The sequence below is a fragment of the Vibrio sp. Vb2131 genome (genome assembly GCF_033338535.1).
Lineage (GTDB): Bacteria > Pseudomonadota > Gammaproteobacteria > Enterobacterales > Vibrionaceae > Vibrio > Vibrio alginolyticus.
Genome location: NZ_JAWOSW010000005.1, coordinates 188,987 through 203,284, shown reverse-complemented (window position 1 = coordinate 203,284; position 14,298 = coordinate 188,987). Strand labels below are relative to the sequence as shown.

General features: G+C 46.4%; 13 protein-coding genes. 5 read left to right on the top strand and 8 right to left on the bottom strand.

Annotated elements, in window-relative coordinates:
* Positions 1–4: 4 nt before the first annotated feature.
* Positions 5–1,381, top strand: a complete 1,377-nt coding sequence (locus R7E38_RS08385; protein WP_176311412.1) for an efflux transporter outer membrane subunit — start codon at positions 5–7, stop codon at positions 1,379–1,381.
* A 96-nt stretch (positions 1,382–1,477) separates the two neighbouring features.
* Here the strand turns inward: R7E38_RS08385 and R7E38_RS08380 are convergent, their stop codons facing one another.
* Entirely contained in the window at positions 1,478–2,020 is a 543-nt protein-coding gene (locus tag R7E38_RS08380) for a carboxymuconolactone decarboxylase family protein (RefSeq protein ID WP_005374097.1), read from the bottom strand.
* 111 nt (positions 2,021–2,131) lie between these two features.
* Here R7E38_RS08380 and R7E38_RS08375 point away from each other — a divergent pair, with 111 nt between their 5' ends.
* Positions 2,132–2,734, top strand: a complete 603-nt coding sequence (locus R7E38_RS08375; protein WP_005384344.1) for a TetR/AcrR family transcriptional regulator — start codon at positions 2,132–2,134, stop codon at positions 2,732–2,734.
* A 151-nt stretch (positions 2,735–2,885) separates the two neighbouring features.
* Here R7E38_RS08375 and R7E38_RS08370 read toward each other — a convergent pair whose 3' ends face one another.
* Positions 2,886–4,142: a type 2 secretion system lipase gene (locus R7E38_RS08370; protein WP_017819748.1), complete on the bottom strand. Its 1,257-nt coding sequence runs from the start codon at positions 4,140–4,142 to the stop codon at positions 2,886–2,888.
* Positions 4,143–4,608: 466 nt separating this feature from the next.
* Between R7E38_RS08370 and R7E38_RS08365 the strand changes: the two genes are divergently transcribed.
* Together R7E38_RS08365 and R7E38_RS08360 are read left to right on the top strand one after the other, a co-directional pair.
* Positions 4,609–6,639 carry a S8 family serine peptidase gene (locus R7E38_RS08365; RefSeq protein WP_176311413.1) on the top strand — a complete coding sequence of 677 codons (2,031 nt, stop codon included), beginning with the start codon at positions 4,609–4,611 and terminating at the stop codon, positions 6,637–6,639.
* A 9-nt stretch (positions 6,640–6,648) separates the two neighbouring features.
* Complete coding sequence (locus tag R7E38_RS08360; RefSeq protein ID WP_158159452.1) at positions 6,649–7,011, top strand: ATPase; 363 nt, start codon at positions 6,649–6,651, stop codon at positions 7,009–7,011.
* 201 nt (positions 7,012–7,212) lie between these two features.
* On the opposite strand, the gene R7E38_RS08355 is transcribed toward R7E38_RS08360, so the two are convergent.
* From R7E38_RS08355 to R7E38_RS08345, 3 genes are read right to left on the bottom strand one after another with little or no spacing between them, the layout of a single operon-like run.
* Positions 7,213–8,469, bottom strand: a complete 1,257-nt coding sequence (locus R7E38_RS08355; protein WP_005374089.1) for a PTS ascorbate transporter subunit IIC — start codon at positions 8,467–8,469, stop codon at positions 7,213–7,215.
* 9 nt (positions 8,470–8,478) lie between these two features.
* The gene (locus R7E38_RS08350) at positions 8,479–8,766 is read right to left on the bottom strand and encodes a PTS sugar transporter subunit IIB (protein WP_005374080.1); all 288 of its coding nucleotides are present in this window, start codon (positions 8,764–8,766) and stop codon (positions 8,479–8,481) included.
* Between the two features lie 59 nt (positions 8,767–8,825).
* Positions 8,826–9,269, bottom strand: a complete 444-nt coding sequence (locus R7E38_RS08345; protein WP_005384357.1) for a PTS sugar transporter subunit IIA — start codon at positions 9,267–9,269, stop codon at positions 8,826–8,828.
* A 248-nt stretch (positions 9,270–9,517) separates the two neighbouring features.
* On the opposite strand from R7E38_RS08345, the gene R7E38_RS08340 reads away from it, so the two are divergent.
* Positions 9,518–10,546: a LacI family DNA-binding transcriptional regulator gene (locus R7E38_RS08340; protein ID WP_005442357.1), complete on the top strand. Its 1,029-nt coding sequence runs from the start codon at positions 9,518–9,520 to the stop codon at positions 10,544–10,546.
* Positions 10,547–10,631: 85 nt separating this feature from the next.
* On the opposite strand, the gene phnX is transcribed toward R7E38_RS08340, so the two are convergent.
* The 3 genes from phnX to phnW form a co-directional block, all read right to left on the bottom strand.
* Positions 10,632–11,447 carry a phosphonoacetaldehyde hydrolase gene (phnX, locus tag R7E38_RS08335; protein WP_226083346.1) on the bottom strand — a complete coding sequence of 272 codons (816 nt, stop codon included), beginning with the start codon at positions 11,445–11,447 and terminating at the stop codon, positions 10,632–10,634.
* Between the two features lie 89 nt (positions 11,448–11,536).
* Positions 11,537–12,916, bottom strand: coding sequence for an aspartate aminotransferase family protein (locus R7E38_RS08330; protein ID WP_226083347.1), 1,380 nt, complete (start codon positions 12,914–12,916; stop codon positions 11,537–11,539).
* 26 nt (positions 12,917–12,942) lie between these two features.
* Positions 12,943–14,046: a 2-aminoethylphosphonate--pyruvate transaminase gene (gene phnW, locus R7E38_RS08325; protein WP_226083348.1), complete on the bottom strand. Its 1,104-nt coding sequence runs from the start codon at positions 14,044–14,046 to the stop codon at positions 12,943–12,945.
* Between the last annotated feature and the right edge of the window lie 252 nt (positions 14,047–14,298).

Here is a 14,298-nt window from a genome sequence, read left to right as displayed (position 1 = left end):
CACAATGAAATTCAAAACTCGATTGGTCGCGGCTGCCTTAAGCGCAGTGTGGTTGTCAGGTTGTGGTTCGCTTATGCGTAGCGACTATCAAGCTCCTGAGGTGCAAGTGCCTGCAAATTGGCAACAGATGCATGTTGCGGGTGATGTCAGTATGGATCCTTGGTGGTTGGCGTTTAACGACCCAACGCTTAATCAATACATTACTCAGGTGTTGGCTCAAAACAACGATTTGACGCTGGCAACGCTAACGCTAAAGAAAGCGCGTTTACAGCTGGGTTTAGCGCAAGATGACCTTTTCCCTACGTTGAGTTCTTCCACATCAGGACAAGTTCAAAAATCTCTTGATGGCGGGGAATCGGCAGATAGCTACAGCACTAACTTGTCCGTCAATTACGAGTTGGATTTGTGGGGAAAAATCTCGGCGGACGTTGACCAAGCCAAGTGGACGGCGATGGCAAGTCAACAAGATCGCGAGGCGACCGCACAAAGTTTGGTGGCAACGACGGCATCGTTATATTGGCAAATCGGCTATCTGAAACAGCGCTTAAACCTCAGTCAGCGTAATGTGGAAGACGCAGCTCAAACGCTACAATTGATTGAAAAACAGTACCAACTTGGCGCTGTGGATCAGTTAGATGTGCTTGAAGCCAAACGTACGTTGGCAAGCTTACAAGCGCAGCAAAGTGAGTTTGAACAGAGTTTACTTGAGGCAAACAACGCCTTTGCGATTTTGTTCAATCAACCGCCGAAGAGCATCAGTGCAAACATCCAAATGCTGCCTGAAGGCGATATGCCATCGTTGAGTGTTGGTGCTCCGTCTGATTTATTGATCCGCAGACCCGACATTAAAGCAGCGATTTATGAAGTCAAAGCCGCGCTAGCAAATAAAGACGCAGCAGATTTGGACTACTTGCCCAAGCTGACGCTCACTGGGGCTCTGGGTGGATCATCACAAGCGCTTAAAGACCTGCTTTCCAACCCGATTGGCAGCTTAGGTGTGGATATGACGCTACCGTTTTTGCAGTGGAATGAGATGAAAAATAGCCAAGCCATTGCCGATTTAGACTATCAATCGGCCATTGTGAGTTATCGCCAAGTGTTGTACGCCGCATTCCAAGATGTCGAAAATGCCTTGTCAGCACGCGAAAAATTGAAGTATCAGGCGGCGCGTTTACAAGAGCAATATGATGCCGCAAGTGCCGCTGAGTCCATTTATGCTGCGCGGTATCAGTATGGCTCGACGTCGATCATGGACTATTTGAATGCACAAGAAGACACCAGAAACGCGCAAGCTTCTTTGTTGGAAAACCGCTACAACCAGTTTCTCACTCAGGTTACGCTTTACCAGTCTTTAGGGGGAACCGACGTTGCGCCGTTGTAATTAGGGGTCAGCACACACTAGCGAAGCGCCATGCAACAAAGCTTTTTTTGAAGGTATTACTGGTCCCATGAATGGGACCAGTAATAAAAGCTTAAGTTACTTGGCGAACTTCTTGAAAGGTGCATCAACCGGGGTGTCAGCTAGGTGATTGGTGTAGTTACTCATCACTTTTTGCGCTAGACCAAGTACAATTTCAAGCAGTTGCTGCTGTCCGTAACCTGCCGCAAAGAACTTCTCTATCTGAGACTCTTCCACTACACCACGTTGACGCACCATTTGAAGCGTTGTTTCTCGTAGTGTTTCAAGTTTTTCGTCTGCCAATGGTGTTTGGTTGACGAGAGCATCAACAATCTCCTGATCCACTTTCATTGACGCCGCGATCGCACTATGAGCAGGAACGCAGTAGTGACAACCATGTTCAACGTTGATGGTTTGCCATACGACGGTCAATTCTTCTGCGTTAAATGATGTTTGTTGAAAGAGCTCATGCACAACTTGATAACCCTCAAGCAAGGTTGGCGCTTCAGCCATAACAGCATGAAGATTTGGTAGCATGCCAAACGCTTTGACTGAATTTTCAATCAGATGCTTTGATCCTTCGGGTGCGTTTTCTGCGGTATACAGTTTAAATTCTGCCATGTTTAAATCTCCTGTAATTGGATATGAGCGAATTAGGCAAGAACAGGATAGTTGATTTTGAGCGGTCGCTCAATATAAAATTGAGCATATGTTCAAAATTGATAATTGCTCATGGCGAATACAAAGAAATTCCAACGTGATGAAGTGGTGAAAGCCGCCTCGGATCTATTCTGGAAGAAAGGTTTTCATGCAACATCTACACGTGATTTGCAAGATAGCGTTAATCTGCGTCCTGGAAGTATCTATGCGACGTTTGGGTCAAAAGAGGGGCTATATTGTGAAGCGCTAAAAATGTACGTTGCGAACTTACAAGCCCTGTTTGAGTTGCATTTAGCTCAGAACACAACGGTTCTAGATGCAATAGAAGCTTTCGCGATTGATGTGGTTATCAATCAGCGAGACTCCAATCCCAGTGAAGTGTGCATGTTAGTCAAATCAGCAAGTGAATTTGCTGAGGATTTTAATGCGCTGCGCAATCAAACAAACAGCTTAGCAAACCAATTTGAATCTTTTCTTGCAAAGCTGTTTGAGCGAGCAATCGAGAATGGCGAAATTGAAGCCCAGGATACATTGCTTCTTGCTCAGTTGTTCCAGGTTCAGTTTACGGGTATACGAGCCTACTCATACCGCAGTGATGATGAAACCTTAAAGACGTTGATCTCTATTATGGTGAACAGCTTCCGCGGTAACGTACCAAAACAGAACGCTGAATGAGACTGCTCAAAGTCAACGTCTCTAAATCAACGGCTTGAACTAAGCGAGCTCAAATAAACCCGTTATCAGGGGTCGATATCGATAAAAAATGACCACGAAGCATCGTGGTCATTTTTATGCAGATTAACTTGCAATGAACAACAACGGCTTATTAAAAGCGAAACTCTTCTAAGTTATTGCTGCTTTCTAACATTTTTTCAGCCACATAACGATGCGTTGCTGTGGTTGGGTGAGTCACATCCCAGAACACGAACTTATCTGCGCCAGATGCTGCACATTCAGAACGTAATGAGTGAGTGTACATGTAGTCAACAGAAGATGAACGGTTGATGTCTAAGCAAGGGTCGCTTGCATTTACGAAACCGTGTTCTTCTGGTGCCGAGGTTAACTTCTCAAACAGTGCGTGTGTATCAAACAATGCGATGTTGTAGCCTTGGGCTTTGTAGTACATCGCTTGTGCTTTGATGAACTCGTTCATCTTCAATACTTTCGCACGAATCGTTTCAATTTCTTCCTGTGTTGAGTATTTGAACTGTGGTGCTTTGGTTGCATCAGGCAGTGTCATCAACATGAAGTTCTTCGCGCCAGCGTCTGTTAAACGAATCAGAGCTTCAGCGTAATCCGCTTTTACTTCCGGCACGCTACGGTTGTAGTTCATGAAATCATTTAAACCAAACTCTAACGTAAACAATGTGTTAGCAGGGTTGTAGTTCTTCGCCAGCTTTGTGTAGGTTAAGTAAGAAGAAACTTGTTCGCCGACACCAGTTAGCGCGATGTATTGGTTTTCACCTGCTGCGCCACCAACTGCCCAGTTGTATAGCGGTAAGTTTTTGGCTTTAGCAACGTATTCCGTCCAAACAAAACCGTTTGAGAAGTGACCCAAGAACCAGCTATTCGGGTTAGGGAAGCGCCATTGGGACGCGTTAAAGATGTTGCCTGTATCAGACAAGCTATCGCCCAAAGCCACTACCTTGTTGATTTGATCTGGTTGCATTGCAGCATCATTGCTCCAGATCGTGTGGTTATAAGAATAACGATTGTCAGCAGCAAAAAATGTAATGTCTGCGTTCTCGTTCGCTAGATCTAGTGTTTCCTCACAACGCTGGCGAATTACGTTTTGTGAGGTATTGGTGTAGAACATGTTTTTAAATGAAACAGAGCTCCACCAATAACCATCGATAGTGAAGTCACTACCATCTTGGTTTTTTGCCCATTTCCAATCGGTAGCCGCATCGTCCTTAGAGTGGCTCGTACGATACCAGCATCGAACGTACGTATAAGTTTGATTTTCTTGCGCGCTAACCACTTCAGCCGCAGAAACCATTGCTGGTGATAAAGTTGGCTCCTCTGCAATGGCGGAGGCAAGCGGAAGTAATGCAGTTAATAGTGTGATTGTTTTTTTCATCATTCACTCTTCTTGTAATGGTTATTGTTCCGAATGCGTGAATACGCTCGGCTATAACAGTATTTAGATGAGAATTTTTCTCACTAAACCTTCTAATTCTGAGTAAATGCTCAAGACAGTCAACAACTAAATATTCAATATTTCAGTTTTGGCACCACGGTCAAAAAATCCATTCAGCATAGCAATCGATTAAATGGGTTATATTTAGAATAATTACTCACTAACATTAATTTAACATTCACTTTTTGTTAATTAAGTAATTGCTTTATAAGGTTTTGTTGATGATTTTTAATGTTAACTTAAAGTGTTTATTGAATGATCTTTTGTACAAATTTGTATATTCATGAAACAAATTGTTTGGCATTTTTGCTCTGTAAACTATAGCTGAAGCTCTCATGCAAACATCATGATGATGACTTTTCATGAGAATATAGTGAATAAAAATTAGCTCAAATAAGGAATAGGGCAAATGCACTACACAACAAGTAAAAAACAAGGCTTATTTTCGTTGTCTGCCGTAGCAATAGCACTGACCACTTCGATGTCAGCGTTTGCGGCTCCACCAATGGGATTTGATGAATCTAAGTTACCGACGAAGTACATCGTCAAATTCAAAGAAGATGCAGTCAGCCGTTCTTCAATGGGTGGTAACTCATTCTGGGGGCCACGAATCGCGCAGGAGTCTGTTCTAGAACAGGTGAAGGCACGTAAGGTGGAAAAACTGGGCAATCGCGCCATTTACAGCGTTGAATTGGATGGCGATGACTTAGAGCCGCTTCGTAACCGTAGTGATGTGGAATACGTGGAAGTCGATCCACCTCGCTATTTGCTCAGCGAAACGACCCCATGGGGATATGAAGCGGTTAATGCTCAACTGCTAGCTGACTTCAATGCGGGTAATCGCACTGTATGTATTATCGATTCAGGGTACGACATTTCGCACAACGACCTAAGCGGTAACCGCGTTGCTGGTACTAACGATAGTGGTACGGGATCATGGAGTGATCCGGGTAACAACAATGCCCACGGTACTCACGTCGCGGGTACGATTGCTGCGATTGCCAACACCGAAGGTGTAAAGGGTGTGATGCCAAACCAGAATGTTAATTTGCACATCGTGAAAGTATTTAATGAATCGGGTTGGGGTTACTCATCTGGGCTTGTTAAAGCAATCCAGACCTGTGCCGATAATGGTGCTAACGTTGTGAACATGAGCCTTGGTGGTAGTCAATCAAGCCGAACTGAGCAAAATGCACTGCAAAATATTTACGATCAAGGCGTTCTATTGATCGCCGCTGCGGGTAATGATGGCAATACAGCGCACAGCTATCCAGCTTCTTATGACTCAGTGATGTCTGTTGCGGCTGTTGATAATCAAAATGATCATGCGGCGTTCTCACAATCTACTAATCAAGTTGAGATCTCAGGCCCGGGTGTGGCGATCTTATCAACGGTTACGGTAGGTGAAGGTAAACTTTCTGATATTACCTTGAATGGTGTAAGCCAGTTTGATCGTGGGATTGTTCCTCACAATCGTTTGATCAATAACGGTTCTTCGTATGTTCCGGATCCAATCGCGGGTTCAGTAACGGCAACGCTAGATAGCTGTGATGTATCTGGCGGTAACGTTAACTGTGGTGATATGTCGGGCAAAATTTGTTTGACTGAGCGTATCGGCAACCAGTCTTCAGGAAACTACCCTGAAGTAGATGCGGTTCAGGCTTGTTACAATGCGGGTGCGCGAGCTGCAATCGTATACAGCAACTCTGAACTACCTGGTTTACAAAACCCATTCTTGGTAGACACAAACAACGCTTATCGTATGGTTTCGGTAACGGTTGATCGTGCATTTGGTCAAGAGCTGTTGGGGTATGTTGGTCAGGAAATTACTGTTGCAACAACCTCTGGTGAAGATTACGAATACTACAATGGTACATCAATGGCGACACCGCACGTAACGGGCGTAGCTGGCTTGGTGTGGAGTTACCACCCAACCTGTACAGCAGCGCAAGTGCGTAATGCCCTAGTGAAAACTGCAACAGATATTGATGTTGCTGGTCGAGACAACCGTACTGGCCACGGCCTAGTTAATGCTGAAGCGGCGAAGCTGTTCTTGGACGCTGGCTGTAATGGACCTGATGGTGGTAGCTCTTCGGATTCTAGCTTCTCAAATACCAGCCCTGTTGCGATTCCAGATAATAAATCTTCTGGCGCAATCAGTGCAGTAGAAGTCGATCGCTCTGGTGATTCAGGCACAGTAAGTATTGACGTTGATATTAGCCACACTTACATCGGTGATCTACGAGTGACTTTAACGTCACCGACTGGTGGAGAAGTTGTACTTCACAATAATACTGGCGGCAGCGCTAACGATATAAAAAACACGTTCCAAGTGGACTTCTCTGGTTTTGAATCGCAAGGTACATGGGAACTAAAAGCGGTAGACAGTGCCAGAAGAGACACAGGCACCATCAACAGTTGGACTCTGACCTTTCAATAAGGAGTGACTATGAAGAAGTTGACCTTACTTTCTTTGTCTGCGGTAGGCGCTACCGCACTATTGGCAATCGGACTGAGCTCAAGCAGCTTGGCAAACAATCAAGGATTTCCTCTCGTGGATGAACGCCAAGATCAAGCCGAGCAGCAACCTGCACGTTACTTTGTTAAGTATCATGAAGGAAAAGAGAGCGAAGTGAGAGCGCTTCTTCGTCAGCACAACATTGAAGTTGTCGACGCTCTGGTGAAACAACACGTGTTGGTTGTGGTGGGTGAACAGGCGGAAGTCGATAAGCTCGCCGCTCACGATGCGGTCGAATACACTGAGCAAGAGCCGACAAGAAAGCTGCTATCTAACGGAAATACGCTTCAATAAGCCAAACCTCCTTAAGATAGTGCCAAAAAGAAAAACGCCCCTCACGTGAGGGGCGTTTGTTTTCTATGATTATTTTTTATGACTGGTTTCTTCTAAAGCTAGTCGCTTGCTATGACGAGATATTCTTGAAGATTGATGCCGATGAGCCTACTCCCGCATCAATCAAGTCAGTTATCAGCTAGTCATATTCAGACTAACTACTTAGCGAACAATCAGACCCAGTAGGATACCAACAGCGCCGAAGTCTGCGTCACTAAAGGTCGTGTTAGCAAAGCCTAGGTCGCCCAGTACTGGCATTAGGAATACTGGTAGGAAGGTAATCAGTAGACCTTGTGCAAAAGCACCCAAGATTGCACCGCGACGACCGCCTGTAGCGTTACCAAATACACCTGCCGCAGCACCTACAAAGAAGTGTGGAACGACACCAGGGATAATCACAGTAAGCCCCATCACGTAAAGTAGGAACATACCCAAAAGACCCGCCGCAAAGCTCGATAGGAAGCCAACCAATACTGCGTTTGGTGCGTATGGGAATACAACCGGACAATCAAGCGCAGGTTTTGCGTTTGGCACTAGTTTGTCTGAGATACCTTTAAATGCTGGAACGATTTCTGCGATAACCATACGTACACCTTGAAGGATAACGTACACACCACCGGCGAATGTGATGGATTGCATCAATGCGAACATGAACCAGTGCTTACCACCACTGACTTCGCGTACAAAGTCACCGCCAGCGAAGATACACGTCACCATAAAGATGATGCCCATGGTGAATGAGATTGCTACTGGCGTATCACGTAGGAACAACAAGCTCTTAGGTACGTTCATCTCTTCAGTAGAGTGTTCTTTGTTACCGAGCTTGCTGCCAATAAAGCCAGCTAGCACGTAAGAAAGGGTAGAGAAGTGACCAATCGCAACGTCGTCAGAACCTGTTACTTGCTTCATGTACTTGTGAGCAATCGCAGGGAAGAACACCATCACAGAGCCCACAACTAGAGAGCCAAGCGCGATCAGTGGAACGCCTTTCATGCCGCTAGAAGCAAGGATTGCTGCTACCATCATCGACATAAATAGTGTGTGGTGACCCGTTAGGAAGATGAATTTCCATGGCGTGAAGCGAGCGATCAAGATGTTCACTAACATACCGAAGAACATGATCATCGCCATCTCTTTACCAAACGCTTCTTGCGCGATAGAGACGATAGCTTCGTTGTTTGGAACCACGCCAGTGATGCCAAATGCGTGTTGGAAAATCGTCGCAAAGTCACCCAGAGAAGTCACAACCAGACCAGCACCCGCGCCAAGCACGATGAAACCTAGAATGGTTTTTACCGTGCCTTTAATACACTCGGTGACCGGTTTTTTCTGGGCAATTAAGCCGATTAGGGCGATGAGACCTACCAGAACCGCCGGCTCTGATAGGACATCGTTCATTAAGAAACTGAAGAATTCCATAACGCCACCTTATAGAGCGCCAAGCTCTTGAAGTGCCACAGATAGACGCTCTTTCATTGCCACTTTGTCGACCATGTTATCAAGCGCAACGATGCGAGGTTCAACGCCAAGCGCGTTCAACTGTTCAACGATGTCGTTAGTACCGATGAAGATGTCACAATCCGTACCTTTTGCAGAACCTAGATCGATATGATCCACTTCTGCGTTTACATTCAATTCTTTCACGATGCCTTTGATGCTCATTTCCATCATTAGGCTAGTACCAAGACCGTGACCGCAAACAACCATAATTTTCATAATTCAGACCTTTTCTTTTTATAGGGGTGTATGCCCATTTTTTAAGGGCACATCAGGAGTTAGTATTTTTCGATGATCGCTAGAACATCTTGTGTGTTTTGAGCCGTGCAGATGGCTTCTACATGCTCTTCATTCATAAACAACTCAGCCAGTTTAGAAATCGCATCCACGTGTGAGTTACTGTCTGTCGCGGCTAGCGTAACCAGCATTTTCACTGGATCGTTACCTTCAGAATCGAAGTTCACGCCGTTTTGAATCACCGTGATGGCAAGAGACAAACGGTTAACGCCATCTTCAGGGCGAGCGTGTGGCATTGCCATACCAGGACCTACCACGTAGTAAGGACCGAGCTCTTCGTGTGAGCGGTAAATAGCGTCCACGTAGCTTGGCTCAATCGCGCCATTTTCAATCAGTGCTTCACAGGATTTGCTCACCGCATCTTTCCAGTCAGTAGCATCAGAATGGATGCGAATCACATCAGAGGTAATCAGTTCACGTAGCATTGGATCTTTCCGGTTTGTTGTTTTGTTGATGGGTACTTTATCGATCAATTTGTCAGAAAAACCTGAGAATGATCACAAATGGTAGCGCTATCTGATAGCGCTATCATAAATTGTGATAGCGCTACCATTTTTATCAGTCATCCGAGTTTCATATGCTTGTGATCGACTTCTAATGCGCTAATATCAAAACCACTAAAACGCTGTGGTAAGATGTCGCGGCAGAAAATAGAGAACACTAAATAAGAACAATGAGCGAACCTCGCAAACGAAGAAGTACTGGCAATGTCACCTTGGCGGACGTCGCTAAAAAAGCCGGCGTAGGCACCATGACGGTGTCGCGAGCATTACGAACGCCCGAGCTAGTATCTGACAAGCTGAGAGAAAAGATTCAACAAGTGGTTGATGAGCTCGGCTATATCCCGAATAAAGCGGCAGGGGCTTTGGCGTCTGCTGAAAGTTACTCCATCGCTCTTATCATTCCTTCCCTGTTTGAAAAAGCGTGCGCGCTTTTCTTACCGAGCTTTCAACAAGCGTTGAACAAGGCGGGTTATCAGTTGCTGCTTGGCTACAGCGACTACTCGGTAGAACAAGAAGAGAAACTGCTTTCGACATTTCTTGAGAGCCGTCCAGCCGGAGTGGTGTTGTTTGGTAATGAACACAGCCAACGAACCAATCAACTTTTGGAAGCCTCGAACACGCCAGTATTGGAAATTGCTGAGTTAAGTTCGAAAGCCAGTTATCTCAATATCGGTGTTGACCATTTTGAGGTGGGTAAAGCCTGTACCAAGCATGTGATTGAGCAAGGCTTCAAGAACGTGGGCTTCATTGGTGCGCGTGGGGATCACTCCACTTTGCAACGTAAGCTACACGGCTGGCAAAGCGCGATGATTGAGAACTACCTTGCACCGGACCATTTCTTAACCACCCACGAAGCGCCATCTTCACAATTAGGTGCGGAAGGGTTGGCAAAGTTATTGCTGCGCGATTCAAGTTTGAATGCTCTGGTATGTAGCCATGAAGAGATTGCGATTGGCGCGTTGTTTGAGTGTCATCGCCGAGTGCTGAAAGTCCCGACCGACATTGCGATTATTTGTTTGGAAGGCTCTTCCATGGGTGAGCACGCCTACCCAAGTTTGACCTGTGCGGAATTCGATTACGAACGTATGGGGACGAAAGCCGCAGACAAGTTACTGCAAGCCATTAAAGGTGAGCCGGTAGAGCATGCAACGGACATGGGCTTTAAACTAAAACGCCGAGCGAGCACTGCGATCAACTAATTTTATTTGGTTAGATACTAAAACGCGATACAAAAAACCTCTCAATGCTGAGAGGTTTTTTATGCGTGAGAATCGTGATTGTCGACTAAGGACGTTCACCTGCCGCTAGGCGACGTTCGATATCAGCAATGACTTCTGGGAAGTCGGCAATCGTATCGATTAGGTAGTGAGGAGAGCTTTTAATCAGCTTTGCTCGCGCCTTTTCACGAGCAGCATTAAGCGTTGCTTCATCCGCAGCTTGGTATTCTTCAAACGTTAGACTGGCTTCGTTACCAGAAAGCAGCAAGCCAACGGTCCACATACCGGCGTTGTGACCTTCGTCGATACCCGGTGCGGCGTCATCCACTTTGATACACGCATTAACGTCGGTAACATTCAGCTCAATCACGTTTTTCAGTGCCATAAATGGTGCAGGGCGACCACCTTGCGGTAGGTCATCCGTTGCTACTACGTAATCTGGCTTGTAACCGTAATCCGCTGCCACTGGAATCAGCACGTCCATCACTTCGCGGGGGTAACCAGAACAAGAACCGATCTTGATGCCTCTGTCTTTCAGACCGTTCACAACTTCAATCGCATTCAGGATTGGGTCTGCATGGTCAGCCACTTTTGCTTTTTGCAGAGGCATAAATGCTGCGTAGATAGCGTCGATGTCTTCACTGGTCATTGAGCGACCAAACTTCTCATTCCAACGTTTATCAACTGCAGGGATACGACCCACAGCTTGGATGTGATCCCACTTACCAAGCCCCATTGGTTCGCGCGCTTCCTCAAGATCGATATCGAAATCAAAGCCTTGTTTGAACGCTTCCACAAAGATACTGGTCGGTGCAAAAGAGCCGAAATCGACGATAGTGCCAGCCCAGTCAAAGATCACTGCTTGAATTGGTGAGTTGCTCATGTTCAATCCTTTTTCTTGCTTGCCAGAGCGCTGCCTACACATTGGAACCGCGCTCTGGATAAATTGGTTTTTGTTGAGGTCAGTCGACCCTAAAAGTAGTTAAAGTCTTTACACACTTTGGCGATCGCTTCTTCGAAGATCGCCAACGCTTCTGTCAGTTGTTCGCGGGTGATGATCAGCGGTGGGCTGAGTTGAATCACATTGCCTTGCGATACCTTGAAGCTCACGCCATTGTTGAGGCACTGGTATAGCACAGCTTCCGCTTCGTCATACGCGCGCGATTTGCTCTCGTGGTCGGTGACCAGCTCAATGCCCCATAACATGCCGATGCCACGAACATCACCAATCACTGGGTACTTGGCTTTCATCTCTAGCAGCTTTTCACGCATGAACTGGCTGTCGGCTTTGGTTTTATCTAGCAAGCCGTCTTGCTCAATGGCTTCCATGGTTGCCAGTGCCGCAGCACAACCGATAGGGCTCTTCTCGTGAGTGTAGTGACCCATGGAGATTTGCTCGGCGGTGTTGTATTTGTCTTTGGTTACCATGGCTGCGATAGGCACTAAGCCTCCGCCCAAACCTTTACCGACGCAGAGCATATCTGGCTCGATGTCGTAGGCTTGGTAGGTAAACCATTCACCGCTGCGACCCATGCCGTTAGGGATGTCGTCGATGATCAGCATGACATTGTGTTTGTCACAGATTTCTCGAATGCGTTTCCAGTAGGCTTTGCTTGGCACTTGTACGTCGGTATTACGAACCGCTTCTGCGATAAATGCGCCCACGCCGCCTTCTTTCTCAATCACGTATTCAAGGTAGTCGGCGTAATGCACGTCGCTGCCGTCCGCAACTGGGAAAGCGCCACGGTAAGATACGGCTGGTGGAATGCGCTCAACACCTGCCATTAATGGTCCCATGCCTTGGCGGAAACACGCTTCGCCACCTACTGAGATGGCATCCAACGATGCACCGTGGAAGGAATCCCACAGAGACACCACCTTGTAGTTGCCCGTGATGTGGCGCGCTAGTTTAAGTGCCATGCCAACCGCAGATGTGCCACCCGGAGCAAACAACACGCGGTTCAATTCGCCGCCACAGATTTGGGTGAGTTTTTCGGCACATTCAATCGCGGTCTCGTTGGTAAAACGACGTGGTGAAAACGGCAGTTTGGCAATTTGCTCTTGCACGCGTTTAATCACATGCGGATGACCGTAGCCCAGCTGATGGACGTTATTGCCATGGAAGTCCATGTACTTTTTGCCGGTAGCATCTTGGATATAGATGCCTTCTGCTGCTTCCAAGGTATCTAAGCAAGGTGTCGACATTGCTTGATGAAGAAAGACCTCTGAATCACGCTTTAGTAATGCTTGCGTGCGTTCGTCGTCCATCGATGCATTCCAAGCTTGGCGCGCTGGTGTCGTGTTGACATCACCTTCGCTGCGGAAATGAGTCGGTTTGATATTCTGAGTCATAACGCTCTCTCAATCAGAAGGCTGCTTTACGCAACTTGCCAGTACATTGCTTTTTCAATTGCACCGATTAAGCGCTCGATATCTGCTGGGTAAACTTCTCCAATGTTGCCGATGCGGAAGCAATCTGCGTTCGATACTTTACCCGGATAAATCACAAAACCTTGCTCTTTCAAACGTGTGTAGAACGCTTTGAATTGGTAATCACTGTGCGTTGGAGAGTAGAAAGAAGTGATGATTGGCGAGTGAAGGTCATCATTCAGTAGTGGCTCAAACCCCAAAGAACGCATACCTGCAACCAGTGTTTTCTGGTTAGTTTGGTAACGGTTATGACGAGCTTCAATGCCGCCTTCTTGTTCCAGCTCTAACAAGGCTTGGTAGAAAGCGCGAACCGTGTGCGTTGGAGACGTGAAACGCCATTTACCGTGGTTCACTTCCATGCAGTGCCACTGGTCGTAAAGATCAAGGCTCAAAGAACGTGCCTGACCTTGGCACTTTTCTAGCTCAGTTTGTTTCGCAATCACAAAGCCAAAGCCCGGCACGCCTTGAATACATTTGTTTGCAGAGCTGATCATAAAATCGATGCCTAGCTCTGCGATATCGATAGGAATGCCACCAAAGCTCGACATGGCATCGAGAATCACCACTTTGCCGTGTGCTTTTGCTGCAGAAGCAAATTCCTCAATTGGGTTAAGCATGCCAGTGGTTGTCTCGCAGTGAACAATCGCCACGTGTGTGATCGCAGGATCCGATGCCAATGCAGTTTCCACCTCGTTCAAGTGTGGCTGTGATGTTTCGCCTGGGGAAACTACATGGCATGGAATATTTAGGTAATCAGCGATCTGAGCGATACGTGCACCGTACGCACCGTTGTCGACAACCAACAATTTTCCATCTTTGCCAATGGCGCTGCCAATCGTCGCTTCTACTGATGCGGTGCCGCTACCTTGCATTAGTACGCAGGTGTAGCCGTCTTGTTGAGTCGCCAGTTTTACAAGCTTAGTGCGGATCACTTCTACGATGTCTTTGTTGTATTCATCATCCCAAGTACACCAGTCTTTAAGCATGGCTTCACGTACCGTTTCAGAAGTAGATAGAGGACCTGGAGTCAGTAGTAGGTATTCGTTTTTCATCTCGATTTCCATCAGAATAGGCTAATTGGTCTACACCAAATTTCCAGTTCACTCTAGCGAGGAAGAAAAGGGCAGTAAATAGGCGAATCTCCAATTTCATAAAACTTTAATATCCAGAAAATGGCGGATCAATTGAACGATTATTCATCGATAATTTTCGTAAAACTGCCATTTAATGGTCATGAATTCGTCACAAAGGCTCAGTAGGGTGGTTATCGTCAACTGGTACAGACCAAATGAAAACTTAGCCAA